The 18,423-nt window shown below is 69.0% G+C and carries 20 protein-coding genes and 1 pseudogene; 15 read left to right on the top strand and 6 right to left on the bottom strand.

The annotated features are described in order from the left end of the window. Positions 1–348 (bottom strand): SDR family NAD(P)-dependent oxidoreductase (locus ACFYOY_RS47225; protein WP_388594193.1); only part of this gene is annotated, 348 nt, incomplete at its 3' end. Between the two features lie 54 nt (positions 349–402). Here ACFYOY_RS47225 and ACFYOY_RS47220 point away from each other — a divergent pair. From ACFYOY_RS47220 to ACFYOY_RS47185, 8 genes are all read left to right on the top strand, one after another. Further along, positions 403–687, top strand: coding sequence for a MerR family transcriptional regulator (locus ACFYOY_RS47220; protein ID WP_351906633.1), 285 nt, complete (start codon positions 403–405; stop codon positions 685–687). 1 nt (position 688) lies between these two features. After that, positions 689–1,513 carry a helix-turn-helix domain-containing protein gene (locus ACFYOY_RS47215; RefSeq protein WP_388594191.1) on the top strand — a complete coding sequence of 275 codons (825 nt, stop codon included), beginning with the start codon at positions 689–691 and terminating at the stop codon, positions 1,511–1,513. A gap of 638 nt (positions 1,514–2,151) precedes the next feature. After that, positions 2,152–2,976 (top strand): helix-turn-helix domain-containing protein, encoded by an 825-nt coding sequence (locus tag ACFYOY_RS47210; RefSeq protein ID WP_388594189.1) that lies wholly within the window; start codon positions 2,152–2,154, stop codon positions 2,974–2,976. Positions 2,977–3,142: 166 nt separating this feature from the next. Further along, complete coding sequence (locus ACFYOY_RS47205) at positions 3,143–3,538, top strand: cupin domain-containing protein (protein WP_388594187.1); 396 nt, start codon at positions 3,143–3,145, stop codon at positions 3,536–3,538. 54 nt (positions 3,539–3,592) lie between these two features. After that, positions 3,593–3,742 carry a hypothetical protein gene (locus ACFYOY_RS47200; protein WP_351906597.1) on the top strand — a complete coding sequence of 50 codons (150 nt, stop codon included), beginning with the start codon at positions 3,593–3,595 and terminating at the stop codon, positions 3,740–3,742. Between the two features lie 81 nt (positions 3,743–3,823). Then, positions 3,824–4,738 carry an NADP-dependent oxidoreductase gene (locus ACFYOY_RS47195; protein ID WP_388594184.1) on the top strand — a complete coding sequence of 305 codons (915 nt, stop codon included), beginning with the start codon at positions 3,824–3,826 and terminating at the stop codon, positions 4,736–4,738. A gap of 142 nt (positions 4,739–4,880) precedes the next feature. Further along, positions 4,881–5,957 (top strand): alkene reductase, encoded by a 1,077-nt coding sequence (locus tag ACFYOY_RS47190; RefSeq protein ID WP_388594182.1) that lies wholly within the window; start codon positions 4,881–4,883, stop codon positions 5,955–5,957. A gap of 9 nt (positions 5,958–5,966) precedes the next feature. Further along, entirely contained in the window at positions 5,967–6,446 is a 480-nt protein-coding gene (locus tag ACFYOY_RS47185; RefSeq protein ID WP_351906603.1) for a MarR family transcriptional regulator, read from the top strand. Here the strand turns inward: ACFYOY_RS47185 and ACFYOY_RS47180 are convergent. Beyond that, positions 6,409–6,672 (bottom strand): annotated as a pseudogene (locus ACFYOY_RS47180) (hypothetical protein); the annotation flags it as partial. The gene ACFYOY_RS47185 and the pseudogene ACFYOY_RS47180 overlap by 38 nt on opposite strands. Positions 6,673–6,928: 256 nt before the next feature. On the opposite strand from ACFYOY_RS47180, the gene ACFYOY_RS47175 reads away from it, so the two are divergent. From ACFYOY_RS47175 to ACFYOY_RS47155, 5 genes are all read left to right on the top strand, one after another. Next, positions 6,929–7,699 carry a cupin domain-containing protein gene (locus ACFYOY_RS47175; RefSeq protein WP_388594180.1) on the top strand — a complete coding sequence of 257 codons (771 nt, stop codon included), beginning with the start codon at positions 6,929–6,931 and terminating at the stop codon, positions 7,697–7,699. Between the two features lie 23 nt (positions 7,700–7,722). Next, a complete protein-coding gene (locus ACFYOY_RS47170; RefSeq protein ID WP_351904954.1) occupies positions 7,723–8,739 on the top strand; it encodes an LLM class flavin-dependent oxidoreductase in 1,017 nt (338 codons plus the stop codon). 315 nt (positions 8,740–9,054) lie between these two features. Next, positions 9,055–9,954, top strand: coding sequence for an alpha/beta fold hydrolase (locus ACFYOY_RS47165; protein WP_388594178.1), 900 nt, complete (start codon positions 9,055–9,057; stop codon positions 9,952–9,954). A gap of 416 nt (positions 9,955–10,370) precedes the next feature. Then, positions 10,371–11,315 (top strand): NADP-dependent oxidoreductase, encoded by a 945-nt coding sequence (locus tag ACFYOY_RS47160; RefSeq protein ID WP_351904963.1) that lies wholly within the window; start codon positions 10,371–10,373, stop codon positions 11,313–11,315. 32 nt (positions 11,316–11,347) lie between these two features. Beyond that, the gene (locus ACFYOY_RS47155; RefSeq protein WP_351904966.1) at positions 11,348–12,298 is read left to right on the top strand and encodes an alpha/beta hydrolase; all 951 of its coding nucleotides are present in this window, start codon (positions 11,348–11,350) and stop codon (positions 12,296–12,298) included. A gap of 24 nt (positions 12,299–12,322) precedes the next feature. Here the strand turns inward: ACFYOY_RS47155 and ACFYOY_RS47150 are convergent, their stop codons facing one another. After that, positions 12,323–12,598, bottom strand: coding sequence for a hypothetical protein (locus ACFYOY_RS47150; RefSeq protein ID WP_351904969.1), 276 nt, complete (start codon positions 12,596–12,598; stop codon positions 12,323–12,325). Positions 12,599–12,639: 41 nt separating this feature from the next. Between ACFYOY_RS47150 and ACFYOY_RS47145 the strand changes: the two genes are divergently transcribed. Then, a complete protein-coding gene (locus ACFYOY_RS47145) occupies positions 12,640–12,909 on the top strand; it encodes a hypothetical protein (protein ID WP_351904972.1) in 270 nt (89 codons plus the stop codon). A 249-nt stretch (positions 12,910–13,158) separates the two neighbouring features. After that, a complete protein-coding gene (locus ACFYOY_RS47140) occupies positions 13,159–13,845 on the top strand; it encodes a hypothetical protein (protein WP_351904975.1) in 687 nt (228 codons plus the stop codon). 304 nt (positions 13,846–14,149) lie between these two features. Here the strand turns inward: ACFYOY_RS47140 and ACFYOY_RS47135 are convergent, their stop codons facing one another. Genes ACFYOY_RS47135 through ACFYOY_RS47125 form a run of 3 tightly spaced genes read right to left on the bottom strand, consistent with a single transcriptional unit; the run spans position 14,150 to position 18,257 of the window. After that, positions 14,150–14,806 (bottom strand): TrkA family potassium uptake protein, encoded by a 657-nt coding sequence (locus ACFYOY_RS47135; protein WP_351904978.1) that lies wholly within the window; start codon positions 14,804–14,806, stop codon positions 14,150–14,152. Then, the gene (locus tag ACFYOY_RS47130) at positions 14,803–15,462 is read right to left on the bottom strand and encodes a TrkA family potassium uptake protein (RefSeq protein WP_351904981.1); all 660 of its coding nucleotides are present in this window, start codon (positions 15,460–15,462) and stop codon (positions 14,803–14,805) included. Before ACFYOY_RS47130 ends, ACFYOY_RS47135 begins: the two co-directional genes overlap by 4 nt. Beyond that, positions 15,459–18,257: a cation-translocating P-type ATPase gene (locus tag ACFYOY_RS47125; protein ID WP_388594174.1), complete on the bottom strand. Its 2,799-nt coding sequence runs from the start codon at positions 18,255–18,257 to the stop codon at positions 15,459–15,461. Before ACFYOY_RS47125 ends, ACFYOY_RS47130 begins: the two co-directional genes overlap by 4 nt. Positions 18,258–18,423: the final 166 nt, after the last annotated feature.

The raw sequence follows: 18,423 nt of genomic DNA, 5'->3' as shown, positions 1-18,423 counted from the left end.
GTCGTAGCTGCCGGGCTTGAGATGGAAGCACAGGCGGGCCCCGCGATCGGGGTCGGTGGAGTGGTAGCCCAAGGCTCCGGCCATCGACGCGCGCTCCAGCCTGGTCGAGTTGCTGGGCGAGGCTGTGCGGGACCCCCGGCCCGACAGGTCGAGCGGCAGGTCGAGGGCGTCGACACCGTGCCGTGCGTGCAATTGCGCTGCTGACTGCTCGAGGTGTTCGGCGCTACGGGCCACGAGCACCAGGTTTGCACCATGCGCTGCCGGCTGGTTGGCGATTTCGGCTCCGATGCCTGTTGTGGCGCCCGTCACAACGGCCGTGAGTCCCTTCATCTGTGCTGCGGTTGTCATGACTCAAAAGCTAAAATGTGACGTTAATGTGAGTGTCAACCTTGGAGGCTCGTCGTGCGGATCGGGGGACTCGGCAGGGCCACTGGAGTGAGCCCCCGTTCGCTGCGACACTACGAGGAACAAGGCCTGCTCCAGAGTCGTCGGCGTGCCAACGCCTACCGGGAGTACGTCCCGGAGGCCGTGCAGCAGGCTTTCATCCGGGACCTCCTCAGCGCGGGCCTGCCCTCGCGGGTCATCCGCGACATCCTTCCGTGTGCTGGGCAGGCGCAGCCTCAAGGTGGCTGCGCTCCGATAGGGTCGAGCTCGCCGACCGGACGTTCTTCGGCATGCGGAGGCTGAGATGGATCGGGCACTGCTGGCCGACTTTCTCCGGGCGCGCCGGGAGGTGCTGCAACCGGAGGACGTGGGGCTGCCTCGTGGCTCCCGGCGTCGTACCGGCGGGCTGAGGCGTGAGGAGGTGGCCGCGCTGGCTGGTGTGTCGGTCGATTACTACAGCCGGATCGAGCAGCAGCGTGGTGCGATGCCGTCCGAGCATGTGCTCGCCGCGCTCGCCCGAGGCCTGCATCTCAGTCTGAGTGAGCGTGACTACCTCTTCGACCTCGGCGGGCACCCTGCGCCGCGGCGGGTCCTGCGTGAGGATCACGTGAGCCCCACCATGATGCGCATCGTGGAGCGGCTTTCAGACACGCCCGCGTTGGTGATGTCCCGGTTCGGTGAGGCGCTGCTGCAGACCCGTCCGGCGGTCGCCCTGCTGGGCGATTACACCCGGTTCAGCGGACTGTCCCGCTACCTGGTCTACCGCTGGTTCACCGACCCGGCGCAACGCGACCTCTATCCCGTCGAGGACCACGCCCTGCGGGGCAGGGTCTTCACCGTGGATCTCCGGGCGGCGTACACGGCGGAACCTCAGGGGAGGGCTAGCGAGATCGTGGCAGCGCTGCTCGAGGTCAGCCCGGAATTCGCCGAGGTCTGGCGGTTGCACGAGGTGGACGTCACCCACCATCTCGACCTCAAGCTCTACCGGCATCGTGAGCTGGGCGAGCTGGAGTTGTACTGCCAGCGACTGGTGGACCCCGACCAGGCCCAGGAACTGCTGGTCTTCTCCGCCACGCCCGGCTCAACGAGCTACGAGAAGCTCCAACTCCTGTCCGCCGTCGACGCTTAGTACTGCAATCACAGTCATGGGATCAGGTGTGATCGAGTGTCCTGGTGCCTGTGGGTCTTGATGTGTGTCGTCAAGCCGGCTCCCGCGCGAGGTGTCGGCGGGGTCGCACTCACGGTCCGCTCCGAGGTCTGCCCGGTCCGAGCCGCGGGACCGGGTGTTGGAGTACATGGCCGGGCTCTGATCGCGCCCCTGGAGCGCACGAATGGCTGGTCGCTGGCTGAACGCGCTGGTGTGGCACATCCGATCGAGATGCGGCGGCTGCTGGGCGAGGCGGACCGGGTCACTGGTGGCCATGTCGCGACGCCGGGAGGCTCAGCCCGCTGGCCGAGCACTACGGCGACTCAGTAAACCCTGAAGTCAGCTCACCGAGACGCCCGGACCATCGATGAGCACGTGCATTGCGGCCTCGATCGTCTTGCTGCCCACCGTCCGCGCGCCGGTCGAGGCATTTCATAGGCACTTCGCGGACTTGCCACCCTTCGGTGACGTGCAACGAATATCCGGCGTTGTGTGACGACAAGCGACTGGTCCTTCCCCATCGCGTGGTTTGTCACGGACAACTTGTCCGTGGATAAGTACGGCCTTCATCCGGGTTGTGGTTCACGCGATGCTTGATCAGTCGAACACGGGAGGTGGAGATGGACCGGGCGTTGTTGGCCGACTTTCTCCGGGCGCGCCGGGAGGTGCTGCAACCGGAGGACGTGGGGCTGCCTCGTGGCTCCCGGCGTCGTACCGGCGGGCTGAGGCGTGAGGAGGTGGCCGCGCTGGCTGGTGTGTCGGTCGATTACTACAGCCGGATCGAGCAGCAGCGTGGTGCGATGCCGTCCGAGCATGTGCTCGCCGCGCTCGCCCGAGGGCTGCATCTCAGTCTGAGTGAGCGTGACTACCTCTTCGACCTCGGCGGGCACCCTGCGCCGCGGCGGGTCCTGCGTGAGGATCACGTGAGCCCCACCATGATGCGCATCGTGGAGCGGCTTTCGGACACGCCCGCGTTGGTGATGTCCCGGTTCGGTGAGGCGCTGCTGCAGACCCGTCCGGCGGTCGCCCTGCTGGGCGATTACACCCGGTTCAGCGGACTGTCCCGCTACCTGGTCTACCGCTGGTTCACCGACCCGGCGCAACGCGACTTCTATCCCGTCGAGGACCACGCCCTGCGGGGCAGGATCTTTACCGTGGGCATCTGGGCCGCGTACACGGCGGACCCTACGGGCAGGGCCGGCGAGATCGTCGCGGCACTGCTGGAGGTCAGCCCCGAGTTCGCGGACCTCTGGCCATTGCACGAGGTCGACGTCACCCACCATCTCGACCTCAAGCTCTACCGGCATCGTGAGCTGGGCGAGCTGGAGTTGTACTGCCAGCGACTGGTGGACCCCGACCAGGCCCAGGAACTGCTGGTCTTCTCCGCCACGCCCGGCTCAACGAACTACGAAAAACTCCAACTCCTGGCAGCCGTGGGCACTTAGGCCTCGTCGGCGGTCGGTCGGCCCACACAACCAAGTTGCCGCTTCGCATATACGGCGAATCATGACCCAAGGGTTCTTCGAACGGGAATGAGAATCACATGACGCTCTGGACCCCGAGTCCGAGCAGCAGCAGAAGCTCGAATGGCTCGACGGGGGAACGTTCTCCGTGCTGCTCGACAAGGAAGCCACCGAGGGCAAACTGACCGTGGGCCGCTTCGACGTCGCCCGGGGCGAAGCACCCCCGTTCCACCTGCACACCCGCGAGGACGAGGTGTTCATGCTGATCAAGGGCACCGCCCTGGTGTGGTCCGGCGAGGAGGAACACGAACTGCGCGAAGGCGGGATCGTCTACCTGCCCCGCAACGTCCCCCACGCCTACCGCATCACCTCCGACCGCGCCGACCTCCTGATGATCGCCACACCCGGCGGCATCGAGGGCATGTTCCGCCACGCCGGACGCGACCTCACCACCCCACCCCCCGACGGCTTCGAGATCCCCAAGTCCCCCCTGGCGGAAGCATCCGAACTCTACGGCGGCGCCATCCTCGGCCCGCCGCGCTGAACCCGAGGACGCGGCGGCCCTCGGCCGGCTGACCGACTCACGTACGGAACCAGCATGGCCATCCGCCCCGAAGGCAAGCAGGACCAGCAGATCCGGAATCTCGCCACCGAAGTCGCCCTCGTTGCCCGAGAGGCCATCTCGGGCAGGCGGCCCGGGGCTCCGCAGATCCACATCGGGCACGCAACCATCCAGATACTTGGCTAGCCACATAATCGGTGCTACGTTTTATGTGGCCAGCCACTCAATCAGTGCCGCCAGCTCAACCCATCGAAGGAGACAACAGTCATGAAGGCCATCGTTTTCGACTCGTTCGGCGGCACCGAGGTCCTGCACGAGGCGGAGATCGAGGTGCCCCAGCCCGGGCCCGGTCAGGTCCGTGTCCGTGTCCGTGCCATAGGCGTCAACCCGGTGGACGGAAAGATCCGCTCCGGGATCATGGAGGCCATCTTCCCCACCACACTGCCCGCCGTCCCCGGCGGGGAGATCGCCGGGGTCGTCGACGCCCTCGGCGAAGGTGTCGACCGGCTGAAGGTGGGCGACGAGGTGCTGGGCTGGTCCGACACCGGCGCCTACGCCCAGTACGCGCTGGCCGACGCGGCCGTCCTCGCCCCCAAGCCGGCCGGTCTGGACTGGACGCACGCGGCCGCGCTGCCGGTGGCGAGTGACGGTGCCGACCGGGTCCTGGACCTGCTCGACGTCAAGCCCGGCGAAACCCTGTTGATCCACGGTGCGTCCGGCGCCCTCGGCACTGTCGCCGTCCAGCTCGCCGTCGCCCGCGGGGCCCGCGTCATCGGCACCGCTGGCCCGGCCAACCAGGAGTACGTCACCTCGCTCGGCGCCACCGCGCTGGTCTACGGAGAAGACCTGGTCGAGCGGGTCCGCGCGGTCGCCCCGAAGGGCGTAGACGCCGTGCTCGACGCAGCGGGCAAGGGGGCACTGGAGGACTCCATCACCTTGCGCGGCGGCGCCGACCGGATCGTCACCACCGCCGACTTCCGGGCCCGCGAACTTGGCGTCGTCTTCGCCGAGGGCCCGGCGCGGCGCTCGGCCGCCCGGCTGGGCGAACTCGCCCAGCAGGCCGCAGACGGCGCACTGGTGGTCACGGTCGGCGCGACCTACCCCCTCGCCGACGCGGCCAAGGCCCAGCAGACCAGCGACGCCGGCCACGGCCGCGGAAAGCTCGTCCTCACCGTCGACTGACCTCCTCCCGCAGGAGCCGGCCCTCGCCCCTGCGGGGCCGGCCCCGGACGGCCGCCTGCAACCAGCCGGTCAGCCCGTGTCCGCACCCGTCGTGCGTTCCGACCGCACCCTCCCAATCCCTCCCGCACCGAAGAGAGCGCTCATGCCCACCACCGACCTGAACCCCCTGTGGCAGCCCACCCGCGCCGGAGACATCCGGTTGCCGCACCGGCTGGCCATGGCCCCGATGACACGCAGCCGCAGCACCGCAGAAGGTGTGCCCACCGAGCTGAACGCCGAGTACTACGCCCAGCGCGCATCGAACGCGCTCATCATCACCGAGGGCACCCAGCCGTCCGCCGACGGGCAGGGCTATCTGCTCACCCCCGGCGTCCACACCGAGGAGCAGGTCGTCGGGTGGCGGAAGGTCACCGACGCCGTGCACGCCGCCGGCGGACGCATCGTCGTGCAGCTGATGCACGTCGGGCGGATCGCCCACCCCGACAACACCCCGCACGGGCGGCAGCCGGTGGCAGCCTCCCCGGTGCGCCCGGCGGGCATGATGTTCACCGCGTCCGGACCGCAGGAGATGCCGCAGCCCCGGGCGCTGTCCACCGAGGAGATCGCCGCGACGGTCGAGGATTTCCGCCGCGCCGCGGCGGACGCGGTCGCGGCCGGCGCGGACGGCGTGGAGATCCACGGCGCCAACGGCTACCTCCTCCACCAGTTCCTCTCCTCCAACGCCAACGAGCGCACCGACCGTTACGGCGGTCCGGTCGAGGGCCGCATCCGCTTCGCCGTCGAGGTCGCCGCGGCCGTCGCCGACGAGATCGGCGCCGGCCGCACCGGCATCCGCCTGTCCCCCGGCAACCCGTACAACGACATCCGCGAGGACGACACGCACGAGCTGTACCCGGCGCTGGTGCGCGCCCTCGCACCGCTGGATCTGGCCTACCTCCATCTGGTCCACGCCGGCGATGAGCAACTGCTGGACACCCTGCGCCCGCTGTGGCCGGGCACGCTGGTCCTGAACCGCGCGGGTGCCGACCTGGCCGCGCGTGCCAAGGACGTCGCCGACGGCCGCGCCGACATCGTCACCGTCGGCGCACTCGCGCTGGCCAACCCCGACCTGGTCGAGCGGGTACGCTCCGGAGGGCCGCTGAACACGCCCGACCCGGCCACCTTCTACAGCGGCGGCGCAACCGGGTACACCGACTACCCCGCCCACCACGACGCCTGAGGAGAAGCGATGACCGACCCCGCCTCCAGGCCCCCCAGCACGGCGCGCGACGGCCGTCTCAGCTACGCCATCTTCCAACTCGCCCGCGCCCACCGCGGCCATGCCGCCGCCATGCTCCGCGCCATGAACCTGCACCCGGGACAGGAGCTGCTGCTCATGCAGCTCTTCGACCGCGACGGTCAGACTCAGTCCGAACTGCTGGACAGCGTCGGCCTCGACCACTCCACCGTCTCCAAGTCACTGCGCCGCATGCAGGACGCCGGCCTCCTCACCCGAGAACCGGCCGGACACGACCGGCGCGTCATGGTCGTCCACCTCACCGATGCCGGACGCGCCCTGCGCGAGCCCATCGCGGACATGTGGCGGACCCTGGAGAAGCTTTCCGTACAGGGCCTGACGGCGGAGCAGATCGAGACATTCACCAAGACCGCATACGCAATCGAGCAATCGGTCAAGGACCACGGCCACCAAACCCCGTCAGGCAAGTAGGCCCGCCCAGCCCCGGCTTCCGGGCACCCGACACGCTGTCCCGCAGCTTATGACGGTGCGTCGTCACGCCGATGCGGTAGGCGCCCACCGAGGCGACGCGCTCCTCCAACTCGGGGTCGGTGAGGACATGCCGGTACATCTCGACGCTGTCCTCCTGCATGGCGGCGAACAGTCGCTTGGCAGTCTCCTCCTCCGCAGCCACGGCACGGAGTAGGGCCACGAGGTCGCTGCCGCCACTGAGGGCATTAGCCCCGAGTCGGCGTGCCTCACGTTAGTGACCAAGCGGTCACCAGTGCGTTACGGCACCTGCCCAGCGCTGCGCGATCAACGCGTCGCTGTCCTCCTCTTTGATCAGAAAGAAGCCCTGTCATGACCCCTGAGCCCCTCACCCCCGCCAACACCACCGTCGTCCTCGTCGACTACGCAGTCGGTTTCGCGAACCTTCTGCGATCCCACAACCTCACCGAACACATCAACAACTCGTGGGCCTGGCGAAGACGGCGAAGTGGTACGACAGCGGTCTGGTCGTAACCAACGGCCAGTCGAGCAAGCCGGCCGGCCCGCTGTACCCGGAGCTGGTGGAGGCCATCGGTGACCAGCCGGTCATCGAACGTGCCGTCGACTTCAACTCCTTCCTGGACGAGTCGTTCGCCCAGGTCGCCGGTCCGCCTGGGGGCGCCGCACCCCGGGCGCCTGATCCACCGGACACTCGCCGATGCCCATGGCCCGCCTACGAAGGGCGGGCAGGACTGGTTTACCCGCCGAACTCGAAGAATGGACTTCTCATGACGATGGCCTATCTGGCGCAGTCCGAGCAGCAGCAGAAGCTGGAATGGCTCGACGGGGGAACGTTCTCCGTGCTGCTCGACAAGGAAGCCACCGAGGGCAAACTGACCGTGGGCCGCTTCGACGTCGCCCGGGGCGAAGCGCCCCCGTTCCACGTGCACACCCGCGAGGACGAGGTGTTCATGCTGATCAAGGGCACGGCCCTGGTGTGGTCCGGCGAGGAGGAACACGAACTGCGCGAAGGCGGGATCGTCTACCTGCCCCGCAACGTCCCCCACGCCTACCGCATCACCTCCGACCGCGCCGACCTCCTGATGATCGCCACACCCGGCGGCATCGAGGGCATGTTCCGCCACGCCGGACGCGACCTCACCACCCCACGCCCCGACGGCTTCGAGATCCCCAAGTCCCTCCTGGCGGAAGCATCCGAACTCTACGGCAGCGCCATCCTCGGCCCGCCGCGCTGAACAGCTCGCGGACCCGAGCGCCCGTGCCGGAACCGCCGTCACCCTGGCTACCGCCCGGTCTCGAAGGCACTGCCTCCGAGGCGACGGCGGGTCCGTTTCCTTTCCCGCTCCCGACCACCGCGGCCGACGTCAAGCAAGCGCCGGTTGCTCAGGAGACTTTCATGCCGCTCCCTGTTCTGTTCGGCGCGAACGTAGAGCCGAACGCCTTCCCCGTCGGCCGCTCCGGTGAGCAGGCACTAGTCATTGACAGTCTCGGCCTTGACCTTCTCACCATCCAGGACCACCCGTATCAAGCGGCGTTCGACGACACCTGGACACTGCTCACCTTCCTGGCCGCGCGGACGCGGCACGTCACGCTCGTCCCGGCGGTCAGTTCCCTGCCGTTGCGTCCGCCGGCGGTGCTGGCGAAAGCTGTGGCGACCTTGGACAGACTGACCGGCTCCCGGGTCCAGCTCGGCCTGGGTGCCGGCGCTTTCTGGGAAGCCATCCAGGCCATGGGCGGCTCCCGTCGCACGCCAAAGGAGGCCGTCGACGCACTTGAAGAGGCGATCACCGTCATCCGGGCCATGTGGAGTGGCGAGCGCAGTGTGCGGACACACGGCGCGCACTACTCGCTGGCCGGCGTCCACCCCGGTCCGGCGCCGACCCCCGGTCTGGGGCTGTGGCTGGGCTCGTACGGGCCCCGCATGCTGGCTCTGACCGGCGCGAAGGCGGACGGCTGGCTTCCCTCGCATGCCTACCTCGGACTCGACGCACTGCCCACGGCTGTCCGCCGCATCGACGACGCGGCTCTGGCGGCGGGCCGCGATCCGGATACGATCCGCCGGGTCTACAACATCGCCGGTGTCATCCAACCGGGGTCGGCCGGCCCGTTCCAGGGGCCCGCCGCCCAGTGGGCCGAGCACCTTGTCGCGCTCGTGCGCACCGTCGGGATGAACGGTTTCGTCATCTGGCCCGAACGAGACCACACCCGACAGATTCGCGCGTTTGCCGCCGAAGTCGTACCCGCGGTCCGCGAAGCCCTCGCACGGAAGACCTGACCACTCCGTGCCCTCGGGCCGGGCACAGCATCCCTCACACAACGGCACCGGCCGTACCTGTCAGAGTCCTTCCTTTCCCAGGGCAGCGACTTCCTGCCCACCGGCCACGAGGACGGCACGGTGAACCGCCCCTGTCCGCCCCGCCCTCGAGAACGCCGACCACCCAACGATGCCCGCATCCGCTGCCTCGTCGAGCGCGCCGGAGCCCGCATCCCCTCCCCCGACCAGATACCGGTCGAGCTCGCCGCCGGCTCCGCCGGCCCTCACGGCCAGAAATCTCTGGTCCTTCTCTTCGACCCAGCCCCAGGTGATCCCATGAGCGACGAAACGCCCCTCCCCGACGGATTCGAGAGCATCACTGTCACGGCGAACGGCACCCGGCTGCATGCCGTGGTCGGCGGGTCCGGTGCACCCGTACTTCTTCTGCACGGCTGGCCCCAGACGTGGCGGGTGTGGCGGCACCTCATGCCGGCACTCGCCGCGCACGGTTACCGCGTCGTCGCGCCCGACCTGCGCGGCATGGGTGCCTCTGACCGTCCCCCGAGCGGATACGACAAGGACACGCAGGCAGAGGACATGCGTGAGCTCCTCGCACAGCTCGGCATCCATGGCGGTGTGCGCGTCGTCGGGCACGACATCGGTGGCATGGTGGCCTTCGCCTACGCCCGTCGCCACCCCGAGGAGGTCGAACTCCTCGTCCTCGTCGAACTCGCCATACCCGGCCTCGGCTTGGAGCAGGCGATGGACGTGACATCCGGCGGTCTGTTCCACTTCGGCCTCTTCATGACCGAGGAACTGCCCGAGCTGCTCCTCGAAGGTCGGGAGAGCGACTTTCTTACCTGGTGGTTCGACTGGTTGTCCGCGGTACCCGGAGCCTTCCCGCCGGAAGAGGTCGCCACCGTCGCCTCCTCCTACCGCGGATACGAGGCACTGCGCGCCGGCTTCGCGCACTACCGCACCCTCCTTGAGGACGGCCGCGTCAACCGGGCGTGGCACGAAACCGGAGGAACCCTTCCCATGCCCGTACTCGCCGTCGGCGGCGAGCACAGCACAGGCGCCCGACTCGCCGACAGTCTGGACACGGCCGCGCCGCACCTGACCGGTGCGGTGGTTCCGGGCAGTGGCCACTTCGTGCCCGAGGAACGTCCCGATGCCTTTGCCCGCGAGCTGCTCCCCTTCCTGTCCGCCCCGCCCCGCCCCGCCGGGCGCATCTGATAGCTCAGCGCATTCACGGCCGCTCTCGACGCACTGCAGGTCGATGCCGCAAGCGTCAGGAACCTCTGGTGCTCTGTGACGAAAAGCGGATCGTCTCTCCTGCATCGCATGGTTTGCCACGGACAACTTGTCCGTGGATAAGTACGGCCTTCATCCGGGTTCTGGTTCAGGCGATGGTCGTACTGCCAGTGGCTGGTGGATCCCGAGCCGGGCCAGGAGCTGTTGCTCCTCTCCCCCGTGTCCGGCTCACCGAGCCACGAAGAGCTCCGGTTCCTGGTAGCCGTAGGCGCCCAGGCCTCGCCGGCTGTCGGTGGGCTCATACATCGAAGTCGTCGCTTCGAAAGTGAAGCAAAGCATGGCCTGAGAGTGCTTCGAAAGCGAAGCACCTCACGTATATCGAAAGACGAGGGTTTCCCATGAAGGCAGTGCGTTTCCACGAGTATGGCGCACCGAGCGTCCTGCGTTACGAGGACATCGAGCAGCCCGTCCCCGGCGTCGGGCAGGTTCTGGTGCGGGTCGCCGCGACATCGTTCAACGGCGTCGACGGCAACATCCGCGGGGGCTTCATGCAGGGTCCCATCCCGGTGACGCTGCCGCACACTCCCGGCATCGACGTCTCCGGTACGGTCGAAGCGCTGGGTGAGGGCGTGGCCGACCTCGAGATCGGCGACCGGGTCGTCGGCTTCCTGCCGATGGCGGGCGATGGCGCGGCCGCGGAGTACGTGGTGGCTCCGGCCGGGATTCTGACGCCGGCGCCCACGAGCGTCCCGCTTCCCGATGCCGCCGCGCTGCCGTTGGTGGGTCTCACCGCGTGGCAGGCGCTGTTCGATCACGCGAAGCTGACGGCGGGACAGCGTGTGCTGGTCAACGGCGCGGGCGGAGCGGTCGGCGGCTACGCCGTGCAGCTGGCCAAGAACGCCGGCGCGTACGTGATAGCCACGGCCGGCCCGCGCAGCAGCCAGCAGGTCGAGACGGCGGGTGCCGACGAGGTCGTCGATCACACCACCACCGAGGTGACCGAGGCGGTGACCGAGCCGGTCGACGTCGTGCTCAACCTCGCGCCGATCGACCCGGCGCAGCTGGCCGCGCTGCCCGCCCTGACCGCTCCCGGTGGAGTGCTGGTGAACACCGCGGTGTGGATGCCCGCACCCAGCGACGAGCAGCGCGGCGTGCGCGGCATCGACCTATTCGTCCGCAGCGACGCCGACCAGCTGTCGCGGCTGGTGGCACTGATCGACTCCGGCGAGCTGCGCGTCGACGTCGCGCAGCGAGTGCCGCTGGCGCAGTTGTCGGCAGTCCACGCCCGAGCCGCCACGGGCGAGCTGCACGGCAAGGTCGTCATCGTCGCGCCCGCCGCCTGACACCGACCGGCCAGCCTCGAAAGGAAACGACCATGACATTGTCCCTGGATCCCGAGATCGCCGAGGCGCTGGCCCCGATGGCCGGCGCGATGGCCGAGGCCAAGCCGCCGGCGGTGGGCGACATCGCGGGCCGCCGCGCCATGTGGGAACCGATCATCGGCGCCGCGGGAGCCGCGCAGCCGATCCCGGCCGACGTGACGACCCGCGAGCACTACGCGACCGCAGACGACGGCACGCACATGAAAATGCGCTGGTACGTCAAGGACGGCGCCGAGCCCGGCCCGGCCGTGCTGTTCTTCCACGGCGGCGGATACATCTTCGGCCACATCGACCTCTTCGACGGCCCGGTCTCCCGCTACGTGTCCTCCAGCGGCGTGCCGATGCTGTCGGTCGAGTACCGCCGCGCCCCCGAGCACCCCTTCCCGACACCGCTCGAAGACGCCTACGCCGCACTGCGCTGGCTGCACGAACACGCCGCCGAGCTGGGCGTCGACGCCAACCGCATCGGTGTGATGGGCGACAGCGCCGGAGGCGGCATGGCAGCGGCCCTGACGATCCTCGCCCGCGAGCGCGGCGGCCCGCGGATCGCCCAGCAGATCCTGCTCATGCCGATGCTCGACGACCGCACCACCACGCCCGACCCCCACATCGAGCCCTACGTACTGTGGTCCTACGACGACAGCCTCACCGCATGGCCGGCACTGCTCGGCGAGGCCGTCGGCGGCTCCGGCGTCCCGCCCACGGCAGCTCCCGCCCGTCTCGAGGACGCGACCGGCCTGCCGCCGGCCTACATCGAGGTCGGCCAACTCGACGTCTTCCGCGACGAGGACACCGCCTACGCGACCAAGCTCAGCCGCGCCGGCGTGCCGGTGGAATTCCACCTTCACCCCGGCGTTCCGCACGAGTTCGACTCCATCGCCTTCAACTCCGACGTCGCGCGGCGTGCCATCGCCGATCGGGTCCGGGTGCTCAAGTCGATCTGAGCGCAACCACCGACCTGCTGTCATTCACCGGAGGCGACACGGCACGGAACCCAAACCGTTCGTCGAACGGTCCCGGATTCGGCGAGGGAAGGGCCAACCGGAATGCAGGCCTGTCCCTACCTCGAAGCCACGGTTGAAGTGTCCCGGCGCCGCACGCAGGTGCCCGTTCACCGCGTACTGCCGCAGGCTGCTGACCGCCGTCAGGAGGTGCAGCAGGCACTCGATGTTCAGGCCGACGGTCGGGTCACTCACACCATGAATCTCATTGCTTCCCATTCGAAACATTTCATGTTCGTTCATGCTTCGCAGTGAATACACATCACCAAGACAGGAGAACATAGATGTCCGGCAAGAAACCGATCACGGCAAAGGGTGCGACCGAGCCCCAGGGAGGCGCAGTGGTGGCCCAGGCGAGACCGCTCCTCATCAGCTCAGCCGACAACACTGTTCCGATCACAGTTCAGCGGCGAACCTCGGTGGCGCCCGCCAACGCGTTCCGACTGATCGTTCCCATCGACCTGTCGAGCGTTTTCCACCGGGTGGCACCGTTTCCCGGCGTCAAAGGTGCGACAAACCAGACCGAAACATGGGATCACGTCGGCCCCACCTGAGAAAGAAAAGGCACTGGAGAGCCGGATGCAATTAGCGTTGCACGTCCGGTTCGGTGGGGGCCGACCGCTCCGACCACGGCGGGACGGATTTCGGCAGACCGCGCCCGGTCCCCGATCCAAGGCTCCAGGTCGCGGACCGGGCGACCTCGAAGGGCGACATGGCGGCCGCAGCCGAACAAGCAGGGAGGCGACCGGGCCACCTACGCCGCCGAAATCAGCCGCCGCAATTCCAACGCAGGAGGACACCAGATGACCAGTCATAACGACAGCGAAGTCTGGGACCCATTCGGGACTTTGCACCGCGCACTGTGGATTGGAGGCGGCCAGTGGGCCGGTAAATCGACCGTCGCCCGGCTGCTGGCCGTTCAATACGGCGTCACCGTGTATCACTACGACTATCACGACGCCCGCGGTCACAACGATCGCCGGATCGCCCGCCGCGTCGCTCTCGGCGAGCCCGCCACCGAGCCCGACATGGACAAGGTGTGGGTCCACACCACCCCCGAAGAGATGGCCTCCCAGACCCTGGCAGGCTTCCCAGACCGGTTCCAATGGGCCCTCGACGACCTGCGCGCACTCGTGTCCGGCCGCCCAGTCATCGCCGAAGGCTGGGGGCTCCGGCCCGAACTCGTCGCACACATCATCGACTCACCGCGCCGGATGATCGTCATGGTGCCCACCCCCGAGTTCCGCCACCAGCAGGTCCGTGAACTACCCCGAGCCACCTCGCTCGGGCACCGCGTCAGCGACCCGGCCCGAGCACAGGCCAACCGACTGGCCCGGGACCGACTCGTCGCCGAGGACGCCGTCCGCACCGCCCATCAGCTCGGCATCCGCGTGATCACAATCGACGGTTCCCGCGACGCCGCTGCGATTGCCGAGAGCGCCGCCGACCACTTCAGCCCTTACCTCCCAGAGCAAGATCGAAAGCCTTGATCATGATAGGAATTCAGAGGTTTCTAATACCCGACGTCACCATTACTCCTGACTGCGGAGGACGCCCGCCGGGTTCTTGAGGACGCTGGGTGGTTCACAGGCCAGGAGGTACAGCTGTGAGCCACGAGACGCGATCCGCCGCAGGCTGCAGAACCGACCGAGTACCCGCCGGGGGGGCAGGGCACTTGCGCTGCGTCGCTCACCGACGCATCCCTCGTTCGCACCCGGTATGGCGTCGGTGGGCGGCCAGGACAATCGGCGACGGCGGGTGACGGTCGTCTCGGGGCTCGAACGACCGTGCCCGTCACTGGAAGGCGGCGTGGATTTCCTGCTCGGTCGCGGTGTGTGAGACCACCAGGAGTTCGTCACCCGGCCGCAGCCTCATCCCGGCGGCCGGGACGGTGGGCCGGCCGCCGCGGACGACGGTGGCGATGACCGAACCGGCGGGGAGACCGATATCGGCGAGGGCACGGCCGACGGCCCGGGACCGGTCGGTGATGGTGGTCTCGATCACGTTGACGCCCGCTTTGCTGAGCCGGAGAAGAGCGACGGTGTCGGTGGCCCCGGTGGCTTCTTCAATGAGGGAGATCAGCGGTGTGGCGGCGGGGACGGCCACATCCACGCCCCACCGCCGGTCGAACAGCCAGGCGTTGTCCACGTCGTTGACGCGGGCGGCGACGCGCTCCACCTGGAACTGGCGTTTGGCGAGCAGGCTGATGACGAGATTGTCCTCGTCCCTGCCGGTGGCGGCGATCATCAGATCGGCGGTGAGCGCGCCCGCGTGTTCCAGGAAGGCCGGGTCACAGGCGTCCCCGGCCACCAGGCGCACCGGAACGCGTCCCCGGAGCTCGGCAATCCGGTCCTCGTCGACGTCGACGAGGGTGACCTCGTTCCTTGCGGCGGCGAGCACCCGGGCGATCTGGGTGCCGAGCCGGCCGGCGCCGGCGATGAGGGCTTTCACGTACCCAGCTCCTTGTCCAGGAAGGCCCGCAGCCGACCGAGCGCGGTGGCGGCGACGGCGAAGGTGACCAGGTCGCCGGATTCCGCCGGGGTGTCGTGGGCGGGCACGCGTGAACGGCCGGCCCGGGTGACCTCCACGACGCGGATCTCTCCGTCGACGTCGAACTCGGTCAGGCGCCGCCCCGTGAGGTAGGCCGGAAGCAGGCTGCGGACCAGCACCGTCTCCCCGTTGCCGAAGGTGATCTCAGGTGTGAGATGGCGGTGCAGCAGCATCCGGTGGATCTCATACACCGTCCAGCGCACGCTGGCGATGGTGGGGATGCCCAGGTCGCGGTAGATGTCGGCACTGCGGGGGTCGTAGATGCGGGCTAGGACGACCGGGACCCGGTAGGTCTCCTTGGCCGTCCGGGCGCTGACGATATTGCTGTTGTCTCCCGAGGTGACGGCGACGAACGCGTCGGCGTGCTGGATTCCGGTGGCTTCCAGAACCGCCCGGTTGTATCCGTTGCCTTCGTGGAACTGACCGGGGAAGCCGTCGGGCAGCAGCTTTCTGGCCCGGGGCGAGCGGTCGATGAGCCGCACATCATGGCCTTCGGCGACGAGGTCGACGGCGAGCCTGGATCCCGCCCGCCCGCACCCCGCGATGATCACTCTCATCGTGTACTTCCCTCCGGGTTCCGGGCGACGCGGCGCCGTACCCACCCCTTGCGGGTCTCCTCGGCGCCCAGGAGCAGCACTCCGAATCCCGCCAGCACCGCCCAGTCGGACGGATCCAGCGGAGCGGTGTTGAAGACGGCCTGAAGCGCGGGGAGGTAGCTGATCGCCGCCATCAGCCCGAGGGAGACGCATCCGGCGGCCAGCAGCCACGGGTTGGACAGCAACCCGATCCGGATGACGCTCTGCTGCTCGGTGCGCACCGCCAGGGCGTTGAAGAACTGGCTGACCACGATTCCGGCCTGGACCATGGTGATCGCCTCCCGGTAGACGGGGTTGTCCTTGGTGAAGTCCGCGTAAGGAATTCCGGAGGCGTGAATGTGCCAGAAGAACACCGCGCACACGCCGAGTGCCTGAATACCGCCGAGGAACAGGATCCGACCCACGACGGCGCCCGAGAACAGCCGCTCCCGCCGGGATCGGGGCGGCCGGTCCATCACATCGGGCTCCGGCGGCTCGGCCCCGAGCGCGAGGGCCGGCAGCACGTCGGAACCGAGGTCGATCGCCAGGATCTGCACGGCGCTGATCGGGACCAGCGGAAACCCCGCGAAGGTGGCGGCGAGGATCGGGACGAGTTCGGCGATGTTGTGGCTGAAGAGGTAGATCAGGAACTTACGGATGTTCTGGTAGACCGAGCGGCCGAGTCTCACCGCTGTGGCGATGGAGGCGAACGAATCGTCGAGCAGCACCATCACCGCGGCTTCCCGGGCGACATCGGTACCGGATACGCCCATCGCGACGCCGATGTCCGCATGTTTGAGGGCGGGGGCGTCATTGGCGCCGTCCCCGGTGACCGCTACGACCTCGCCGCGTCCCTGCAGTGCGGTGACCACCCGCATTTTGTGCTCAGGGCTCACCCGGCACAACAGCAGCTCACCCGACTCGGTGAGCAGTTTGTCCAGAGCCGGAGCGTCGAGTGCGTCCAGCCCGGCGCCCGTGATGACGGTGGGGGCGGGCCGCCGGACGATCCCCACCAGGCGGGCGACCGCCTCCGCGGTCAGCGGATGGTCCCCCGTGACCATGACGATCCGGATACCGGCCCGCCCGCATGCCTCGACCGCTTCGCTGACCTCCGGGCGCGGCGGGTCGAGCATGCCGACCAGGCCCAGGAGGGAGAGCCCCGATTCGACGTCGTACTGGGCCGGGCGGCGATCGGTCACCGGACGCCATGCCACCCCCAGCACCCGCAGCCCCCGGGAGGCCAGTTCGTCGTTCGCGGCGATCACCGCCGCGCGCAGTTCGTCCGTCAGTGGCAGCCGTTCGCCTCTCCAGTCGGCGGTGTCACAGCGCGCGAGCAGTTCCTGCGGAGCGCCTTTGACGAACGCCCGGTAGCCGCCGCCCTCCGGGTCACTGTTCACCGTGCTCATCAACTTGCGGACCGAGTCGAAGGGATACTCCGCCACCCGGGGGGCCGCGGCCTCCTCCGCTTCCACGTCGAGGCCCGCCTTCGCCGCCGCGACCAGCAACGCCCCCTCGGTGGTGTCCCCCAGGACACGCCAGCCCTCCCGCCCGGACGGCGGGACCAGCCGCGCGTTGCAGCACAGCGCGGCCGCCCGGAGAACGGCCAGCACCGCCTCGGGGTCGGAAACAGTCCCCACCGGGGCGTACCCCACCCCGGAGACGGTGTGCGCCACTCCGCCGGCCCACACCTGGGCGACGGTCATCTCCGCCCGGGTCAGCGTGCCCGTCTTGTCCGTGCACACCACGGTGGTGGATCCGAGAGTCTCGACCGCCAGCAGCTGTTTGATGAGCGCGTGCCGGCGTGCCATGCGCCGTACGCCGATGGCCAGCGAGACGGACAAGGTGGCGGGCAGTCCCTCGGGGACGAGTGCCACCATCACTCCGAGCGCGAAGACGAACGAGGAGACGAGCCCCTGCCCGGTGGGCAGGCGCACCGCGAAGAGCGCCGCCCCGATCGCGAGCGCCGCCCCCGCCACCCGGCGGGCCATCGAAGCGACCTGGAGCTGAAGGGGGGTCCGCTGCCGCGGCGCCGCCGCGGCGAGCCGGAAGATGCGCCCGAACTCCGTTGCCGCGCCCGTGGCGAACACCACGGCCTTCGCGGAACCCGTCACGACATCGGTGCCCATGAAGACGCAGTTGCGGGCCTCGAGCACGAGGCGGGCCGCCACCGGTTCACCCGATCGGCCGACCGGATCGCTCTCCCCGGTCAGGGCAGCGTTGTTCACCGTGACCTCGTGTGTCTCCACCAGTCGGCAGTCCGCCGACACCGCGTCCCCGGCCTCCAGGGCCACGACGTCCCCCGGAACCAGATCACGAGCGGGCACCTCCACTCGCTCTCCGTCGCGCAGGACACGACTGGTGTGCGGCACCATCGCCCGCAGCGACTCGGCCGTGCGCTCCGCGGAGTACTCCTGGCCGAAGCCGATCGCCGCGTTCAGCACCACCACGCCGAGGATCGCCGCGGCCAGTTGCAGCGTGCCCACATCATGGGGGTGCTCCAGTCCGTAGGCCAGAAAGGTGATGGCCGACGCGATGAGCAGCACGACCGCGAACAGATCCGTGAACTGCGCGAGGAGCCGCCGCCACGCCCCCCGCCGCCGGGCATGCGGCAACTCGTTGGGGCCGAACCGTTCCCGCCTCGTCCGCGCGGTCCCCAGGGCGAGCCCCCGGGGTGAGGAGCCGAGGGCGACGAAGACCTCCGCGGGCGGCAGGGCCTGTACCGCCGGGCCGTCCGCACCCGGAACGGCCGCCGGTCCGCGGCCGCCGTCACCGGGCATCAACACATGAGGGCCGCTGCCCATCGGAGGGCATCGAGGCAGGGAGCGATGGCGATCATGCCTTCATCCTCGTCTCCGCCGGTGGAAACCGCACCCCGGGACCGGTCCGGACGGCGCAGGCCTCCCGGTCACGTAACCCGATCGGGTGTGGCGGGTTCGCCAGGAG

Origin of the sequence: Streptomyces sp. NPDC007875 (assembly GCF_042868035.1) — a bacterium.
GTDB classification, from domain to species: domain Bacteria; phylum Actinomycetota; class Actinomycetes; order Streptomycetales; family Streptomycetaceae; genus Streptomyces; species Streptomyces antimycoticus.
Note: the sequence above shows the minus strand (reverse complement) of the source record. Positions and strands in the feature narration are given on the sequence as shown.

Excerpts from the sequence above, each read along its gene's own strand:
- ACFYOY_RS47215 (WP_388594191.1), top strand. The coding sequence starts at position 689 with ATGGATCGGGCACTGCTGGCCGACTTTCTCCGGGCGCGCCGGGAGGTG.
- ACFYOY_RS47210 (WP_388594189.1), top strand. The coding sequence starts at position 2,152 with ATGGACCGGGCGTTGTTGGCCGACTTTCTCCGGGCGCGCCGGGAGGTG.
- ACFYOY_RS47200 (WP_351906597.1), top strand. The coding sequence starts at position 3,593 with ATGGCCATCCGCCCCGAAGGCAAGCAGGACCAGCAGATCCGGAATCTC.
- ACFYOY_RS47195 (WP_388594184.1), top strand. The coding sequence starts at position 3,824 with ATGAAGGCCATCGTTTTCGACTCGTTCGGCGGCACCGAGGTCCTGCAC.
- ACFYOY_RS47190 (WP_388594182.1), top strand. The coding sequence starts at position 4,881 with ATGCCCACCACCGACCTGAACCCCCTGTGGCAGCCCACCCGCGCCGGA.
- ACFYOY_RS47185 (WP_351906603.1), top strand. The coding sequence starts at position 5,967 with ATGACCGACCCCGCCTCCAGGCCCCCCAGCACGGCGCGCGACGGCCGT.
- ACFYOY_RS47165 (WP_388594178.1), top strand. The coding sequence starts at position 9,055 with ATGAGCGACGAAACGCCCCTCCCCGACGGATTCGAGAGCATCACTGTC.
- ACFYOY_RS47160 (WP_351904963.1), top strand. The coding sequence starts at position 10,371 with ATGAAGGCAGTGCGTTTCCACGAGTATGGCGCACCGAGCGTCCTGCGT.
- ACFYOY_RS47155 (WP_351904966.1), top strand. The coding sequence starts at position 11,348 with ATGACATTGTCCCTGGATCCCGAGATCGCCGAGGCGCTGGCCCCGATG.
- ACFYOY_RS47150 (WP_351904969.1), bottom strand. The coding sequence starts at position 12,598 with ATGAACGAACATGAAATGTTTCGAATGGGAAGCAATGAGATTCATGGT.
- ACFYOY_RS47145 (WP_351904972.1), top strand. The coding sequence starts at position 12,640 with ATGTCCGGCAAGAAACCGATCACGGCAAAGGGTGCGACCGAGCCCCAG.
- ACFYOY_RS47140 (WP_351904975.1), top strand. The coding sequence starts at position 13,159 with ATGACCAGTCATAACGACAGCGAAGTCTGGGACCCATTCGGGACTTTG.
- ACFYOY_RS47130 (WP_351904981.1), bottom strand. The coding sequence starts at position 15,462 with ATGAGAGTGATCATCGCGGGGTGCGGGCGGGCGGGATCCAGGCTCGCC.
- ACFYOY_RS47125 (WP_388594174.1), bottom strand. The coding sequence starts at position 18,257 with ATGCCCGGTGACGGCGGCCGCGGACCGGCGGCCGTTCCGGGTGCGGAC.